Annotated in this window: 16 protein-coding genes; 8 read left to right on the top strand and 8 right to left on the bottom strand. The window is 68.7% G+C overall.

Features of this window, described 5'->3' with window-relative positions; genetic code table 11:
- Position 1: 1 nt before the first annotated feature.
- The 3 genes from ASF52_RS15020 to ASF52_RS15010 all read right to left on the bottom strand — a co-directional run bounded on the left by ASF52_RS15020 (position 2) and on the right by ASF52_RS15010 (position 2,261).
- Positions 2-574: a F0F1 ATP synthase subunit delta gene (locus ASF52_RS15020; protein WP_056173643.1), complete on the bottom strand. Its 573-nt coding sequence runs from the start codon at positions 572-574 to the stop codon at positions 2-4.
- A gap of 301 nt (positions 575-875) precedes the next feature.
- Positions 876-1,565, bottom strand: coding sequence for a DsbA family protein (locus ASF52_RS15015; protein WP_056173640.1), 690 nt, complete (start codon positions 1,563-1,565; stop codon positions 876-878).
- A 66-nt stretch (positions 1,566-1,631) separates the two neighbouring features.
- Positions 1,632-2,261 carry a 2-hydroxychromene-2-carboxylate isomerase gene (locus tag ASF52_RS15010; protein WP_056173636.1) on the bottom strand — a complete coding sequence of 210 codons (630 nt, stop codon included), beginning with the start codon at positions 2,259-2,261 and terminating at the stop codon, positions 1,632-1,634.
- Between the two features lie 178 nt (positions 2,262-2,439).
- Here ASF52_RS15010 and ASF52_RS15005 point away from each other — a divergent pair, with 178 nt between their 5' ends.
- Entirely contained in the window at positions 2,440-3,681 is a 1,242-nt protein-coding gene (locus ASF52_RS15005) for an argininosuccinate synthase (RefSeq protein WP_056174143.1), read from the top strand.
- Between the two features lie 48 nt (positions 3,682-3,729).
- Here the strand turns inward: ASF52_RS15005 and ASF52_RS15000 are convergent, their stop codons facing one another.
- From ASF52_RS15000 to mtgA, 3 genes are all read right to left on the bottom strand, one after another.
- A complete protein-coding gene (locus tag ASF52_RS15000; RefSeq protein ID WP_056173633.1) occupies positions 3,730-4,296 on the bottom strand; it encodes a hypothetical protein in 567 nt (188 codons plus the stop codon).
- A gap of 32 nt (positions 4,297-4,328) precedes the next feature.
- Entirely contained in the window at positions 4,329-5,369 is a 1,041-nt protein-coding gene (locus ASF52_RS14995; protein ID WP_082515334.1) for a DUF4424 family protein, read from the bottom strand.
- 151 nt (positions 5,370-5,520) lie between these two features.
- Positions 5,521-6,321, bottom strand: coding sequence for a monofunctional biosynthetic peptidoglycan transglycosylase (gene mtgA, locus ASF52_RS14990; protein WP_056173630.1), 801 nt, complete (start codon positions 6,319-6,321; stop codon positions 5,521-5,523).
- Here mtgA and ASF52_RS14985 point away from each other — a divergent pair.
- The 7 genes from ASF52_RS14985 to ASF52_RS14955 all read left to right on the top strand — a co-directional run bounded on the left by ASF52_RS14985 (position 6,320) and on the right by ASF52_RS14955 (position 13,166).
- On the top strand, positions 6,320-7,282 hold the full coding sequence (locus ASF52_RS14985; protein WP_056173627.1) for a polyprenyl synthetase family protein: 963 nt from the start codon (positions 6,320-6,322) through the stop codon (positions 7,280-7,282). The two genes, mtgA and ASF52_RS14985, sit on opposite strands and share 2 nt — an antisense overlap.
- 85 nt (positions 7,283-7,367) lie before the next feature.
- Positions 7,368-8,474, top strand: coding sequence for a 3-isopropylmalate dehydrogenase (gene leuB, locus ASF52_RS14980; protein WP_056173624.1), 1,107 nt, complete (start codon positions 7,368-7,370; stop codon positions 8,472-8,474).
- A 107-nt stretch (positions 8,475-8,581) separates the two neighbouring features.
- A complete protein-coding gene (locus ASF52_RS14975; protein ID WP_056173621.1) occupies positions 8,582-9,754 on the top strand; it encodes a transglycosylase SLT domain-containing protein in 1,173 nt (390 codons plus the stop codon).
- Between the two features lie 213 nt (positions 9,755-9,967).
- Positions 9,968-10,507 (top strand): response regulator, encoded by a 540-nt coding sequence (locus ASF52_RS14970; protein ID WP_056174139.1) that lies wholly within the window; start codon positions 9,968-9,970, stop codon positions 10,505-10,507.
- A gap of 98 nt (positions 10,508-10,605) precedes the next feature.
- On the top strand, positions 10,606-11,526 hold the full coding sequence (locus tag ASF52_RS14965) for a transglutaminase family protein (RefSeq protein WP_056173617.1): 921 nt from the start codon (positions 10,606-10,608) through the stop codon (positions 11,524-11,526).
- Positions 11,527-11,600: 74 nt separating this feature from the next.
- A complete protein-coding gene (locus tag ASF52_RS14960; RefSeq protein WP_056173613.1) occupies positions 11,601-12,407 on the top strand; it encodes a transglutaminase-like domain-containing protein in 807 nt (268 codons plus the stop codon).
- A 105-nt stretch (positions 12,408-12,512) separates the two neighbouring features.
- Positions 12,513-13,166 (top strand): L,D-transpeptidase, encoded by a 654-nt coding sequence (locus tag ASF52_RS14955; RefSeq protein WP_056173609.1) that lies wholly within the window; start codon positions 12,513-12,515, stop codon positions 13,164-13,166.
- A 117-nt stretch (positions 13,167-13,283) separates the two neighbouring features.
- Here ASF52_RS14955 and ASF52_RS14950 read toward each other — a convergent pair whose 3' ends face one another.
- Positions 13,284-13,640 (bottom strand): hypothetical protein, encoded by a 357-nt coding sequence (locus ASF52_RS14950; protein WP_056173608.1) that lies wholly within the window; start codon positions 13,638-13,640, stop codon positions 13,284-13,286.
- A gap of 220 nt (positions 13,641-13,860) precedes the next feature.
- Positions 13,861-14,352 carry a phasin gene (locus tag ASF52_RS14945; RefSeq protein ID WP_056174137.1) on the bottom strand — a complete coding sequence of 164 codons (492 nt, stop codon included), beginning with the start codon at positions 14,350-14,352 and terminating at the stop codon, positions 13,861-13,863.
- Between the last annotated feature and the right edge of the window lie 107 nt (positions 14,353-14,459).

Genomic DNA, 14,459 nt, shown 5'->3' with positions numbered 1-14,459 from the left:
CTTACCGGGCTTCCCGCATCGCGAGGCGAATACCGTTGAGCTTGGTCCGCAGGGAGGCGTCCACCATGCGGCTGCCGATCTTGACCACGAGGCCGCCGATCAGGCTGGGGTCGATCCTGAGGTCGAGGTCGATCTCGGCGCGGGCGACATCGCGCAAGCTGGCCTTGATCTCCTCGACGACGGCGTCGGAGGGGCGCTCGGCGACGGTGACCTCGGCGCGGACGATGCCCTTGGATTCACGGACCAGCACACGGAACGCGCGGATCATGTCCGGCAGGGCGAACAGGCGGCGGTTGGCGGCGGCGAGGCGGATGAAGTTCGCACCGAGACCGGTGATGCCCGCCTTGTCGAGCACGGCGCCGATGGCGGCCTCCTGCTCGGCTCCGGAGAAAACCGGGCTGCGCACGAGACGGCGCAGATCCGCGCTCTCGTTGAGCAGGCCGCCGAAGCGCTCCAGGCTCTCCGCCACGCCATCGACATCGCGCTCGTCGCGCGCCAGCTCGAACAGGGCCGACGCATAGCGCGCCGCCACGCCTGCAACCGGGGAAGCCGCCTCGGAACCGTTCTGCGCCACGCGCCGCTCTCTCTTCAATCCGGCCCTAGGGTTTCGGCCACTGCGTGCCGTGTCCGGCGCAGGTTTGCGAAACCGTCAGGATTGGGAACGTGCCGGTCTGCGCGGGTCATGGAAAAACCCGCCCTTCCGGCGCGGCGAGGGCCTAGCATGCGGGTTCTAGGGGCGCAAGACGATCGGCCACGCCGACACGGGACAGCCCGTCGAGGGGGTTGCGCGCCCGATCGGGGCACGGCCGCTCGTGCGACGCAGCAGCGTCTCGAACACGCGGTCGCGCCGAACGGTGGCGAAGGTGAGGCGGGCGTCAGCAGGCGATCCGGTCGCAACGCCGCGTGGCCGCGATCATCCGGGCCAGGGACTTGGCGCCGGGATGCCCGAGGAGGCCCGTGTTGCCGAGCACGTAGGACGGTGTGGCGGCAAGCCCGAGATCGGCCGCCATCCGCATCTGGGCCTTCAGGGCGAGGCGGACTTCCTCGCTGTCGCCGATGGTCTCCAGCTCGGCGGACGGCACGCCGAGCTTGGCCGCGGCCTTGAGGGCGCCGGTACCGTCGATGGTGCCGCGTCCGGCGAGAAGGATTCGGTACAGGCTCCATGCGGCGGCCGAGCCGAGCCGGCGTTGCACGGCCAGCACCACCTTGGCGGCCTGGGCCGATTGGGGCGCGAGGATCGGATTGTTGACGAGGCCGATGCGCAGAGTGGAATCGCTCTCCGCCAGCGAAACCATGTCGGAGGCGGCCTTTCGGCAGTACGGGCAATTGTAGTCGAAGAACTCGTACAGGGTCGTCTCGGCGTCGGCGGGCCCGATATAGGTCACCCCCTTCAGGCCCGGAATCTCGCCGACGATCTCGCCGGGCAGGCGCATGTTGGCGACGGGGCGGCCCTCGTCGCTGTCGACCTTGTAGGTCTGGCCGTAGCCCTGGGCGAACGCCCGGCCGGCGCCCGCGAGGCCGATGGCGGCGGTGGAGGCGAGAAAATGCCGACGGTCGAAGCGCATGGGGCGGCCCGGGATCGAGGAGAGGTCGGGCCCGGTTCTAATCCCGATCGGCTCGGGGCGAAACGCCTACTCCCGCATGGCCCCGGGCCGGTCGCCCGCCGCCCAGGCGAGCGCCTGCTCGAGGCGGTCGTTGCCCCAGAACAATTCGCCGTCGCCGGTGAGGAAGGTTGGTGCGCCGAAGATCCCGCGTGAGCGCGCCTCCTCGCCGTTGACGCGCAGGCGCCCCTTGTTCGTTTCCGACGCCGCCTGCTTGAGGATGATCGTCCCGTCGAGGCCGAGGCCGTTGAGCAGGGCGACCACGGCGGGTGGTTCGGCGATGGACTGTCCGCGCGCGAATTCGGCCTCGTAGACCGCCTTCGAGAACGGCACGAGCCAGTCGTGGTCCATGCCGTAGGTGGCGGCCCGCGTGGCGCTGAGGCTGTTCTGCGGGAACGGATCGGGACGCGTCACCGCCGGCAGGCCGATCCGGGCGGCCTCGCGCTCCACGTCGCGCCACATGTTCCGACCCTTGGCCGGGTAGAGGTTGAACGGTGATGAGTTCCAGCCCTGGGCGGCGAAGATCGGCCCGACGAGGAAGGGCCGCCAGCGCACCTCGACACCGGTCGCGTCCGCGAGGGCGTCGATCCGCATGGCCGAGAGATAGGAATAGGTGGATGCGAACTCGTACCAGAATTCGAGGGTCGGCCGGCGCGGCATACGTCGAATCTCCGGATTCTCTGGAAGCGGCCAGATTGGCCCCTGGAAGCGACGGGGGCAAGGTCGCCAGGGCCACTGTCACGCTGACGAACGCGTCGGCGGCACGGCGGTTGCACCGTCCATCGCTCCGCTGATAAGCCGCGCCAGACGCCCGATGTCCGAACCCGAAGCGAGTCCGATGCCAGACGCGAACCCGAAGCCCGTCAACAAGGTCGTGCTAGCCTATTCGGGCGGTCTCGACACCTCGATCATCCTGAAGTGGCTGCAGACCACCTATGGCTGCGAGGTCATCACCTTCACGGCCGATCTCGGCCAGGGCGAGGAACTGGAGCCGGCGCGCAAGAAGGCCGAGCTCCTCGGCATCAAGCCCGAGAACATCTTCATCGAGGATCTGCGCGAGGAGTTCGTGCGGGACTACGTCTTCCCGATGTTTCGCGCCAACGCAGTCTACGAGGGGGTCTATCTCCTCGGCACCTCCATCGCCCGGCCGCTGATCGCGAAGAAGCAGATCGAGATCGCCGAGCGCCTCGGCGCGGATGCCGTCTGTCACGGCGCCACCGGCAAGGGCAACGATCAGGTGCGGTTCGAGCTCGGCTATTATGCGCTCAAGCCCGACGTGACCGTCATCGCCCCGTGGCGTGAGTGGGACCTGAAGAGCCGCGAGCAGCTCATCGCCTTCGCCGAACAGCACCAGATCCCGATCTCGAAGGACAAGCGCGGCGAGAGCCCGTTCTCGGTGGACGCCAACCTCCTGCACGCCTCCTCCGAGGGCAAGGTGCTCGAGGATCCCGCCGACGAGGTGCCGGACTACGTCTATTCCCGCACGCTGTCGCCGGAAGAGGCGCCCGATACCCCCACCATCGTCACCATCGGCTTCGAGAAGGGCGACGCCGTCTCCATCGACGGCGAGGCGCTGTCGCCAGCCTCGCTGCTCGCCAAGCTCAACCAGCTCGGCCACGACAACGGCATCGGCCGCCTCGATCTCGTGGAGAACCGCTTCGTCGGCATGAAGAGCCGCGGCATGTACGAGACGCCGGGCGGCACCATCCTTCTGCCGGCCCACCGCGCCATCGAGTCGATCACCCTCGACCGGGGTGCGGCGCACCTCAAGGACCAGATCATGCCGCAATATGCGGAGCTGATCTACAACGGCTTCTGGTTCTCACCGGAGCGGGAAATGCTCCAGGCCCTCATCGACAAGAGCCAGGAGATGGTCACCGGCGAGGTCCGGCTGAAGCTCTACAAGGGCGGCATCCACGTGATCGGCCGCACCAGCCCGAACTCCCTCTACGATCAGGACCTCGTCACCTTCGAGGAAGGGGCCGTGGCCTACGATCACCGCGACGCGGCGGGCTTCATCAAGCTCAATGCCCTGCGCCTGCGCACCCTCGCCCAGCGCAAGAAGAAGCTCGGCGCCTGAGCCGCGCGGCCCTCCCCCGCAACGGGGGAGAGCTTGTCCGAGCGGTGGTCAAGCCGGGATCCAGCCGGCCACGCCTCTCCGGAACATTCCCGGGCCGAGATCGGCGTAGCGCAGGAAGATCTGCAGGGCCGGCTGCATCTCGTGGTGCAGGGTCGGTGGCTCCGAGGCGGTGCCGTAGGGCCGGGCCACGTCGATGGCCGGCACGTCACGGGCCGTGTCCCACACCACGTTCAGGGCCTGCACCAGGGCGATATGCTCGGCTGTGATGTCGAAGGTGACGTGCTCCGGCGTCTCGCCGGTGGTCTCGTCGCGGAACACGTCGCCGACATCGGCCGAATCGAGCTTGGCCAGGGTGTTGTGATAGGCGTAGCGCCCCGGTTTGAGGACCGCGTTCGCGCAGAACACCGCCAGCCCGTCGCCGAGGGTCCGGTGCTCCTCGTCCGCGCCGTCGTCGTCGCCGGTGACGTTGAAGATGTCGCCGTCCCGATCCGTGCTGCCGTAGGGCGCGTCCGGATGGACGATGGGGGCGCCGCTCCCCTCCCGGTTCCAGGCCACCACCATCCGGCGGATCAGCGCGATGCGCTCCAGGGTGAGTTCGAAGGTCGGCTCGGTCATCGCGTGTCTCTCTGGAAGCGTTCCGGCCTCCTCTAACGGATGCCGAGCGCCTCCGCATCCGGCGAGACGTAGAGCACCCTCAGATCGGCATCGGGTACGAAGTCGGTGACGGTGAAGGCGAAGGTCGTGGGGCCGGTCTTGACGAGGCCGTTTCGGCACAGGCTCACCAGAGTCTTGGGATGCCCCTTGTCGACGGTGAGCGCGAAAGTCCCGATGGTGCCGGCCCAGTTGCGTGCCGTGGTGACGATGTAGGGAACCACCACGGCGCGGACGACGGCGTTCGGGCCTCCGCCCGCATCGACCGGCTTCGCCCCCGCGGCGGCGATGATCCGGCGCAGCCCCGCCGCCCCCGCATCGTCGAGGCAGTAGCGGGCGCGGAAAGCCTGGTCCTTGAGGTCGCTCTCGCCGATCAGCAGACTGCCGTTGACCGGCCGGTAGACGTGCTCGACGACAAGGTCGCGCCCGGGCGGAAACGTCTGGTCCCAATGGAATTTCGCTTCGCTGCGCCAGAGGCCCTCGCCCATCTCGGCTGCCTCCGGAATCAGCTTGGCGGCGACGAGTTCGGCCCGTGCGGGCCGCGACAACTTGGCCAGCGCCTTGGCGAGGTCGTCGCGCCGCATGGGGTTGAGGGGAATGGCGTGCTTGCGCAGGAGATCGCCGACCTCGCGGTCCCCGAGGAAGGCGCGCTCCTCGAGTTGCGGGGTCAGGGGTATGCCGTCCACCGCCACCGTGAAGCCGACGAAGTTGGCGCTCGATTCATCGGGCAGATCCTGGGCCGAAAAAGAGAGTTCGGCGCCATCGATGGGGGGCAGCGGGAAGGCCACCCGCACGGTGCGGGGGCTCGCCGAGCGATTGCGGAAGACGTAGCGCACGGTGATTCGTTCGAGGCCGATGCGCAGATCCTCGCGAACGAGACCGATGTCTCGGTCCTTCACCAGGACGAGACCGCCGGCGTCGAGTTCCGCCGCGCTGTCGTTCGCCCGGGCGGGCGAGACCGAGACCGATGCGAATAGGTTCGCCGACAGGAGGACGGCCGCAACGCGGAGGGATGGGCGTGGGAGCGTGCGGAGCATGGCGTGCGATCGTCCGGAATCGAGGCCGGCGCCGAATCACCGGGCGGATCGCGATATCACGTCGGCCGCATCGAGAAATCCTCAAACGCGGGTCACGAACCGCGACGGCGTTTCCCGCCGCCGCCTCCGCGCCCCGGGTGTCGAGGTGGGGCTATCGTTTGAGGCAGCCCATCAGCCCGCCCACCCCGTTCATTCGGGCCTGGATGCGAGCGGCCGCCGCGCGAACGCCGCGCGACGGCAGGGCCGGGTTTCGCAGGATCGGATTGGGCAGCACCGCCGCGAGCAGGGCCGCCTCCGCGCGCGTCAGGTCGCGCGCGGGTTTGCCGAACCAGCGCTGCGCCGCGGCTTCGGCTCCGAACACCCCCTCGCCCCACTCGGCGACGTTGAGGTAGACCTCGAGCATCCGGCGCTTGCCCCACAGGGCATCCGTCGCCAGGGCCAAGGGAATCTCGAGGCCCTTGCGCAGGACCGACCGCCCCGGCCACAGGAACACGTTCTTCACGGTCTGCATCGAGATCGTCGAGGCGCCGCGGCTCGGGCCTTCCTCGTCGTCGACCACGTCCCGAAGGGCGTTCCAATCGACGCCGCCATGCAGGCAGAACCGCTGGTCCTCCGAGGCGATCACCGCCTGGACGAGGTGGGGCGAGATCGCCGACAGGGCCACGGCCTGCCGGTCGACAGCCTTGAGGGCCGCCCATCGCCCGAGCATCAGGGTTGAGGGCGGGGTCACCGCGCTATAGACGAGCGCCATGACGAGCAGGAAACCCACCGCGAGGGCGGGCACCAGCAGCACGAGGCCGACGAGCCTGCGCAGGCCGCGGCCACGGGCCGGGCGTGCGGCTGCCTGGGGCGGCCTGCGCCGCAGGGGCCGCTCGGCACTCTCGGCCTCGTCCTGAATTCGAACCTCCTCCGCTCGCGCCACGCTCACACTTCCGAAGGCCCGCCCGACCATGACGTCAACGCAAGGATCTCACGCTTCGGTCAAGGCGGATGCCCCGGTCGACGCGTTTTCCCACAGGCTCGCCACGGTGGCCGACACCGTCGAGGCCTGGCTCGCCGACCGCCTGACCGCCGAGACGCAAGCCGGCGAGATCACCCGCCCCGTGCGCCTGATGGAGGCCATGCGCCACGCCGTGCTCGGCGGCGGCAAGCGCCTGCGCCCGTTCCTCGCCGTCGAGACCGCCCGCATGCTCGGCGGCCCCGAGGCCGGGGCGCTCGCCGCCGGCTCGGCCATCGAACTCGTGCATTGCTACTCCCTCGTCCACGACGACATGCCGGCCATGGACGACGACGACCTGCGGCGCGGCAAGCCGACCGTGCACAAGGCCTACGACGAGGCCACCGCCATCCTGGTCGGCGACGCGCTTCAAACTCTGGCCTTCGAAGTCCTGGCCGATTCGGCCTGGCAGCCCGATCCTGCCATCCGGGCCGATCTCGTACTCGGCCTCGCCAAGGCCTCGGGCCTCGGCGGCATGGTCGGCGGCCAGCTCCTCGATCTCGGGGCGGAAGGGCGCTTCGGAGCCGTCTCGCTCACCGTCGACGATACCTTGCAGCTCCAGGCCATGAAGACCGGCGCGATCCTGGCCTTCTCGGTGGAGGCCGGCGCCATCGTGGGCGGTGCGACGCCGGACCAGCGTCGCGCGCTCCTGCGCTACGGCCACGCCCTGGGTCAGGCCTTCCAGATCGCCGACGACATCCTCGACCGCGAAGCCTCGGCGGAAGCCATGGGCAAGGCGACGGGCAAGGACAAGGACGCCGGCAAGGCCACCCTCGTCGACCGCCTCGGCCTCGACGGCGCACGCGCGGAGTGCGACCGTCTCGTGGGCGTCTGCGAGGATGCGGTCTCGGCCTGGGGCGACAGGGCCCAGATTCTGCGGGACGCGGCGCGGTTCACCGTGGCGCGGAAGGTCTGAACACCCGCAACCCCAAATGCTGCGGCTCCGCCGCAGCCCATCGTACAGCGTCCGACGGGACGATGAACCCAGGCGAGTTGATCCTATGACCACCTACAAGCTCCTCCTTCTGCCCGGCGACGGCATCGGCCCCGAGGTGATGGCACAGGTCGAGACGGTGATCGGCTTCCTGGGGCAGGCCGGCATCGCGGCGTTCGAGACCGAGCACGACCTCGTCGGCGGCAGCGCCATCGACGCCCATGGCGTGGCGCTCACCGACGCGGCCCTCGCCCGGGCGGATGCGGCCGATGCGGTACTGCTCGGCGCCGTCGGCGGTCCGAAATGGGCCGACGTCGCCTACGAGATCCGCCCCGAATCGGGCCTTCTCCGCCTGCGCAAGGATCTGGGCTTGTTCGCGAATCTGCGTCCGGCGATCTGCTACCCGGCGCTCGCCGACGCCTCCGCTCTCAAGCGCGAGCTCGTCGAGGGCCTCGACATCATGATCGTACGCGAGCTCACCGGCGGCGTGTACTTCGGGGAGCCGAAGGAGATCACCACCCTGCCCGACGGGTCGAAGCGCGCCGTCGACACCCAGGTCTACACCACGGGCGAGATCGAGCGCATCGCCCACGTCGCCTTCGATCTGGCGCGCAAGCGTTCGGGCCGGGTCGCCTCGGCCGAGAAGCACAACGTGATGAAGTCCGGCGTCCTGTGGAAGGAGGTCGTCACCCGGGTCCATGCCGAGTACACGGACGTGGCCCTGGAGCACGTGCTCGCCGACAATTGCGCCATGCAGCTCGTGCGCCGCCCGAAGCAGTACGACGTGCTCGTGACCGACAACCTGTTCGGCGACGTGCTCTCCGACGTGGCCGCCATGCTCACCGGGTCCCTGGGCATGCTGCCCTCGGCGTCGCTGGGCGCCGTCGATGACAAGGGTTCGCGAAAAGCCCTCTACGAGCCCGTGCACGGCTCGGCACCGGACATCGCCGGGCGCGACATCGCCAACCCCCTCGCGATGATCGGATCGCTGGCCATGGCCCTGCGCTACTCGTTCGGCCTCGGCGAGGCGGCGGATCTCCTCGACGGCGCGATCACGGACGCCCTCGCCAGTGGCGCCCGCACCCGGGACATCGCCGCCGAGGGCGCACAGGCGCTCGGCACCGCCGGGATGGGCGATGCCGTCGTGGCCGCCCTCAAGGCGCGCATCGGCTGAGGAAAACTCGGCCGCCACGGCTTCGCCACGAGCGGAGCCGTGTTGTCGCCACATCTGTCAAGTTAATCTCTCCCCGTAGTTACCAGCCGCGGGGACGAAGAGAGCACATGCAGGGTCGCACGGTCGGATCGTCACGGACTGCCCTCGCCAACGGTCCCGTCAAGGGTCCCCTCCGCGGTCGTTCCGCCGCGATCGTTTCGTCCCCCACTTCCGACGCCCTGACCCTCGGCGGCCGCGTCGGCCGCGAACACGGCAGCCGGGCGGCGCTGACGCGCTCCGTCCTCCTGGTGACGCTTCTCGTCGGTGGGCTCAGCGTGGCCCTCCTCAACGGGGTCGGTCCGGCCGGGTCCGGCCTCGGTGGCGTGGTTCAGTCGGCTCAGGCCATGACCACCGTGGCGATGCCCCGCCCGCGCGTTCAGATCGCCCCGCCCGCCATTCTCGGGACTCCTGCGAGCGTCCTCTCCGCGTCGGCCGCCTTCGCGCCGATCCACGACCTCGATACCGAACTCGGCTCCAACGCCGTCGACCGGGTCTCGTACGACTTCCTCATCACCGAAAGCGCGGTGGGCGATCCCAACGACGTCCTCGAGTTCGGCCCGATGAAGATCCGCCGCCACCTCGTGCAGAAGATCGTCCGCGCGGCCCAGGCCGTGCAGACCGACCCGGTGCTGCTCATGGCGGTGGCCGATAAGGAATCGAGCTTCAAGACCGAGGTGCAGGCCCAGACCTCCTCGGCCACCGGCCTGTTCCAGTTCATCGAGCGGACCTGGCTCGGCGTGGTGCGTGATTTCGGACCCAAGCACGGGCTGACGCAGGACGCCGCCCTCGTGACGACGGGCGACAACGGCCGCCCCGCCGTCGCCGATCCGGCCGAGCGCACCCGCATCCTCGAACTGCGCCGCGACCCCTACCTCTCCGCCCTCATGGCCGGTGAGATGCTCAAGCGCGACGCCGCCCGCATCGCCCTGCGCATCGGCCGCGACCTGTCGCTGGGGGAGGTCTATCTCGCTCACTTCCTCGGACCGGACGACGCCGAGGAGTTCCTCGCCACCGTTGCCGACAAGCCCAAGGCCGCCGCCGCCCAGATGCTGCCGGGGCCCGCGCGCGCCAACAAGACGATCTTCTTCGCGGCTCAGCGCGGACGCCGCAAGGCGACGAGCCTGTCCGTGGCCCAGGTTCACGAGAAGTTCGAGGCGATGATGAGCGCGCGCGGCGCCCGCTATCGCGATGTCCGCTCCGTGGCCGGCGTCATGGCCTATGCGGACGCCTCCGCGGACTGATTCCGCGCCCGCATCGCGAACGCACGATGGATTTTCGGCAACCCAGCGTGCCCTCCCGGCTTTAATGTAGGTGTGTCCGACACTCGGCCCACCACGAGACCGTAAAGCTGGAGGCTCCGCTTGGCCGATTTCGAGGCCGATACGAACGGCACGCCGCACCGTCGCGTGCCAGAGGGAGGTGTGTTCGGTCCCGCCGACACCCTGAGCCCGAGCCTGTCCCTCGACCGAATCGGTCAGGCCCTGGCCTCGTTCTACGACGATCTCATCGCCGAAGGGGTGCCCGAGCACTTGGCCGCCCTCGTGCGCCAGGTTCGCCAACCCGAGCCCGCACCCGCCGTCGCCAGCCCCATCGCCGGCAAGCCCACCTCCAAATCGGGCAAACTCGCCCTCGTGGTCGAGGATGACGCGACCACCCGGGCCCTGGCGGAGGCCTTGCTCGAAGAGACCGAACTCGGTGTCGTGGGGTGCGACAGCGCCGAGGCGGCCATCGAGATCATGCGCACGCGTGGCGGCGACGTGTCCCTGGTGTTTGCCGACGTGCATCTGTCGGGCGTCATGGATGGGGTTCAGCTCGCGTCCGCGATCGCCCTGCTGTGGCCGATGACCCGGCTCGTCGTCACCTCGGGCCAGCGCACGCAGCGACCGGGCAGCCTCGCCCCTCAGGCTGTGTTCATCCCGAAACCGTGGCGTCCGATGGACCTTCTTGGCGAGGCGGAGCGGGCCTGCGCCGAGCCGCAGCCGATCCTGCCCTGAGAGTAACCCCGCCTTTTGCATCGCACCATCTCGCTTGGGCGCACCTCTTGCATTAATCGAGGACGAGACCGCGCCGCCCGGCGCGGTGGAGCCGATTCGTGCCGATTCTGTCCGTCCGCCACATCACCACGTATCGCTATCGTCAGCCGGTGGCGTTCGGCGAGCACCGGATCATGTTCCGGCCGCGCGACAGTTACGATCAGCGGCTCCTCTCCGCCGCCCTGAAGATCACGCCCGAGCCGGTGTCGTTGCGCTGGCTGCACGACGTGTTCGGCAATTGCGTCGCCGTGGCGTCCTTCCAGGGGCGGGCCTCTACCCTGACCTTCGAATGCACCATCACCCTCGATCACACGCCCGAACTCGCGCCGATCTTCCCGCTCGCCCCGCACGCGGCCTTCTACCCGTTCGGCTACGGCGCCGATGACATCCCCGACCTCAGCCGCTCGATGGAGCGGCAGCATCCCGATCCGCGCAACGAGGTCGACGCCTGGGCCCGCGGCTTCGTCCCGCCCAACGGCCGTATCGCGACCCAGGATCTCCTCGCCGAGATGACTCGCAGCGTTCGGCGCAACTTCGCCTACCTCGCTCGCTCGGAGAAGGGCGTCCAGGACCCGGTCACCACCCTGCGCTTGAAGCGCGGGAGCTGTCGCGACTTCGCCGTGCTGATGATCGAGGCCGTGCGGGCGCTCGGCATGGCCGCACGGTTCGTCTCCGGCTACCTCTACAACCCGCGTGGCGACCGTGAACGCCATGTCGGCGGCGGCTCCACCCATGCCTGGGTGCAGGTCTACCTGCCGGGTGCCGGCTGGATCGAATTCGATCCGACCAACGGGATCGTGGGCAACCGCGACCTGATCCGCGTCGCCGTTGCCCGCGATCCGCGCCAGGCCGTGCCCCTGCACGGCTCCTTCTTCGGGTTTCCCGCGGACGACCTCGGCATGACCGTGAGCGTCGCCGTGGATGAAGTCGAGCCGGGTGCTGGCGATGCACGGGTTCCGGACCCTATGATCGCGCGTTGACGGTCCAATTACTGCATTGCCCGGATCTTCCCGCGGGACACGACATTTCAAATTCGAGAGATTGGGTAAGCGTCATGAAGATCAGGACTGGGTTCGACATCGCCTTCGAATCGGCTCAGCCGACCCCCATGATCCTGGCGCTGAGCGTCCATCCCTCCCGGATGCCCGACCTGCTCACGCCGCATATGATCACCTTCGATCCGCCGATCCCGTCGCAGGAATACCGTGACGTCTTCGACAACATCCTCACGCGCATCGTCACGCCGATGGGGCGGCTGACCATCTCGGCCGATTTCATCGTGCAGGATTCCGGGCAGCCCGACGTGTACGCCCCCTGGGCACAGCAGATCGAGGTCCAGAACCTCCCGTCGGACGTGCTCGTCTACCTCCTCGGCAGCCGCTACTGCGACACGGACAAGCTGTCCGAGACGGCCTGGTCCCTGTTCGGCGGCACGCCCATGGGCTGGGGCCGGGTTCAGGCCATCGTCGACTACGTCCACGAGCGGATCCGCTTCGACTACATGTGTGCGGACGCCACCCGCACGGCCTGGGATGGGTTCATGCAGCGCCAGGGCGTGTGCCGGGACTTCGCGCACCTTGCGGTCGCCTTCTGTCGCTGCATGAACATCCCGGCACGCTACTGCACCGGCTATCTCGGCGACATCGGGATTCCGCCCGTGCCCGATCCGATGGATTTCTCGGCCTGGTTCGAGGTCTATCTCGACGGAGGCTGGTACACCTTCGACGCCCGCCACAACACGCCGCGCATCGGCCGCATCGTCATGGCCCGGGGCCGGGATGCCACGGACGTGGCGATCACCACCAACTTCGGCTACGCGCACCTCGCCCGCTTCGACGTGCACACCGACGAGGTGTTCTGATCGCGCGCGATCGGCGGAGAAACGAAATCTTCAGGGCCTCGTGGAACCGGCACCCTACGCTTACGCTTGTATAGCAAAGGTTACGCTTCAGGTAAGGCATCAACGATGAAGACCTTGGCCTCCGCCCTCGCGGGCATTCTCAGCGTCTGTGTCCTGTCCGGCAGCCCGGTGCTGGCGAACCCCTACGATCCCTTCGGCGGCGATGCCGGCGAAGACTATTACGCCGACCCCGCTTACGGGCAGACCGGCGCGAGCCCCTATGGCTACCAGGGCACGGTCGGCCAGGGTGTCCAGGCCGCTCCCCAGGCGCAGGTGGCTCCGATCCCACGTGAACTCGTCGCCTTCCGGGGCGACTACAAGCCCGGGACCGTCGTGGTTTCTACCTCCGAGCGCCGGCTGTACTTCGTCCTGCCGGGTGGCGAGGCGATCCGCTACGGCGTCGGCGTCGGTCGCCCGGGCTTCACGTGGTCTGGCACGAAGACCGTGACGGCTAAGAAGGAATGGCCGTCGTGGACTCCGCCCGCCGCCATGATTGCCCGCCGTCCCGATCTGCCGCGTTACATGGCCGGCGGAGTCGAGAACCCCCTCGGCGCACGGGCCATGTACATCGGCAACACCGAGTACCGCATCCACGGCTCCAACGAGCCGGACACCATCGGGCAGGCGGTCTCCTCGGGCTGCATCCGCATGACCAACGAGGACGTCACCGACCTCTACGAGCGTGTCCGGGTCGGCGCCAAGGTCGTCGTTCTGAACTGATCCTTTCGGGCGCCGGCCAGAAACCGACGTAAATCGAAAGCGCCGCCCCTTCGTTCGAGGGGGCGGCGCTTTCGTGTCCGTAGACGGGGTGCAGGAGATGGGGGCCAGGCCGGTCCGTTACGGGACCACCCGGCCGACGGCGGTCTGCGGCGCGCTGAACGAGGCGATGGGCATGTCGCAGAAGCAGCGCACACCGAGGGGGCGCGGCCCCGGCAAGGGACAGGAATAGGGCTTGAAGCCCGTGAGACCGGACTGCACGGCGTCGCAATTGAGGCCCGTCGCGACCCGGCGAGGCGGCGGACGCCCGTAGGGATCGTCATAGGCGCGGCGCGGCGGCGGCCCACGGTCGTCGTAGTAGCGGCGCGGCGGCGGACGGTCGTAACCGTCGTCGTAATATTGTGCGCTGGCGCCTTGGGACCCGAGCACGGCGGTCAGGGCCGCGACCATCACGCTGATTCGGTAGGCAGGTCGCATCGGGATACGCAGCTCCTCGATTGATCCGGTCCGCTCGTGGCGGGACGCCCGGCGGGGCGCAACCGTTAAGGCATCGCGGCGCGGAGGGGAATCGGGTTTTCGAGCATAGCGCCTAGGAATATGGCGACGACGAAAACGGCCCGCCCCGCTGGGATGCGGGACGAGCCGTCGGGCGTCGATCGGTGGCTTGACCGAACCGGGATCTCGGACGAGCCGGATCTCAGTTGTTGGTGGCGTTGCGCAGGGCCTGCTCGGTGTCGGCGCCGGCCTTACGCGCGGCTTCGGCACCCTGCTCCATGGCCTTGCGGGCCTGCTCGGCCGATTCCTGCATGACGCCCTTGGCCTTCTCTGCGCTCTGCTGCATCGCCGTCTGAGCGAGACCGCCGAACTCCTTGGCCTGCGCCTGGATCGCCGCGAACTGGCTGCGGACGAACTCGGCCTGATGCTGCATGGCCTCCTGGAGGTCGCGCGAGCGGACCAGCTTCTGGGCGAGGTCGAAGGCCGCCGTCACGTTCTGCTCGGCGAACTCGAAGCCGCGGGCGGACACGTCGTGCGCGCTGGTGCGGGCGGTCTCGGCCGAACCCTGGACCGTATCGGCTGTGCGACGGGCAGCGCTGATGAATGAATCGAACGCCTTGCGGGCCTGATCGACACTCTTCTCGGCGAAGTCGCGCATCTCGGCGGGGACTTCATAATTCGGGGTGCTGGTCATCATCCTCTCCTTCTTGGACTGCTTGTTGATTCGTTCGTTGTGCGCTGCACAATAACACACCGTCCGCCCTATGCCACCCTGTGCGGCTGCATTAAGATTGACAACAG

It is taken from the genome of Methylobacterium sp. Leaf112 (assembly GCF_001423295.1).
GTDB lineage: Bacteria > Pseudomonadota > Alphaproteobacteria > Rhizobiales > Beijerinckiaceae > Methylobacterium.
The sequence above is the reverse complement of the archived record's forward strand: the minus strand, read 5'-3'. Positions and strand labels throughout refer to the sequence as shown.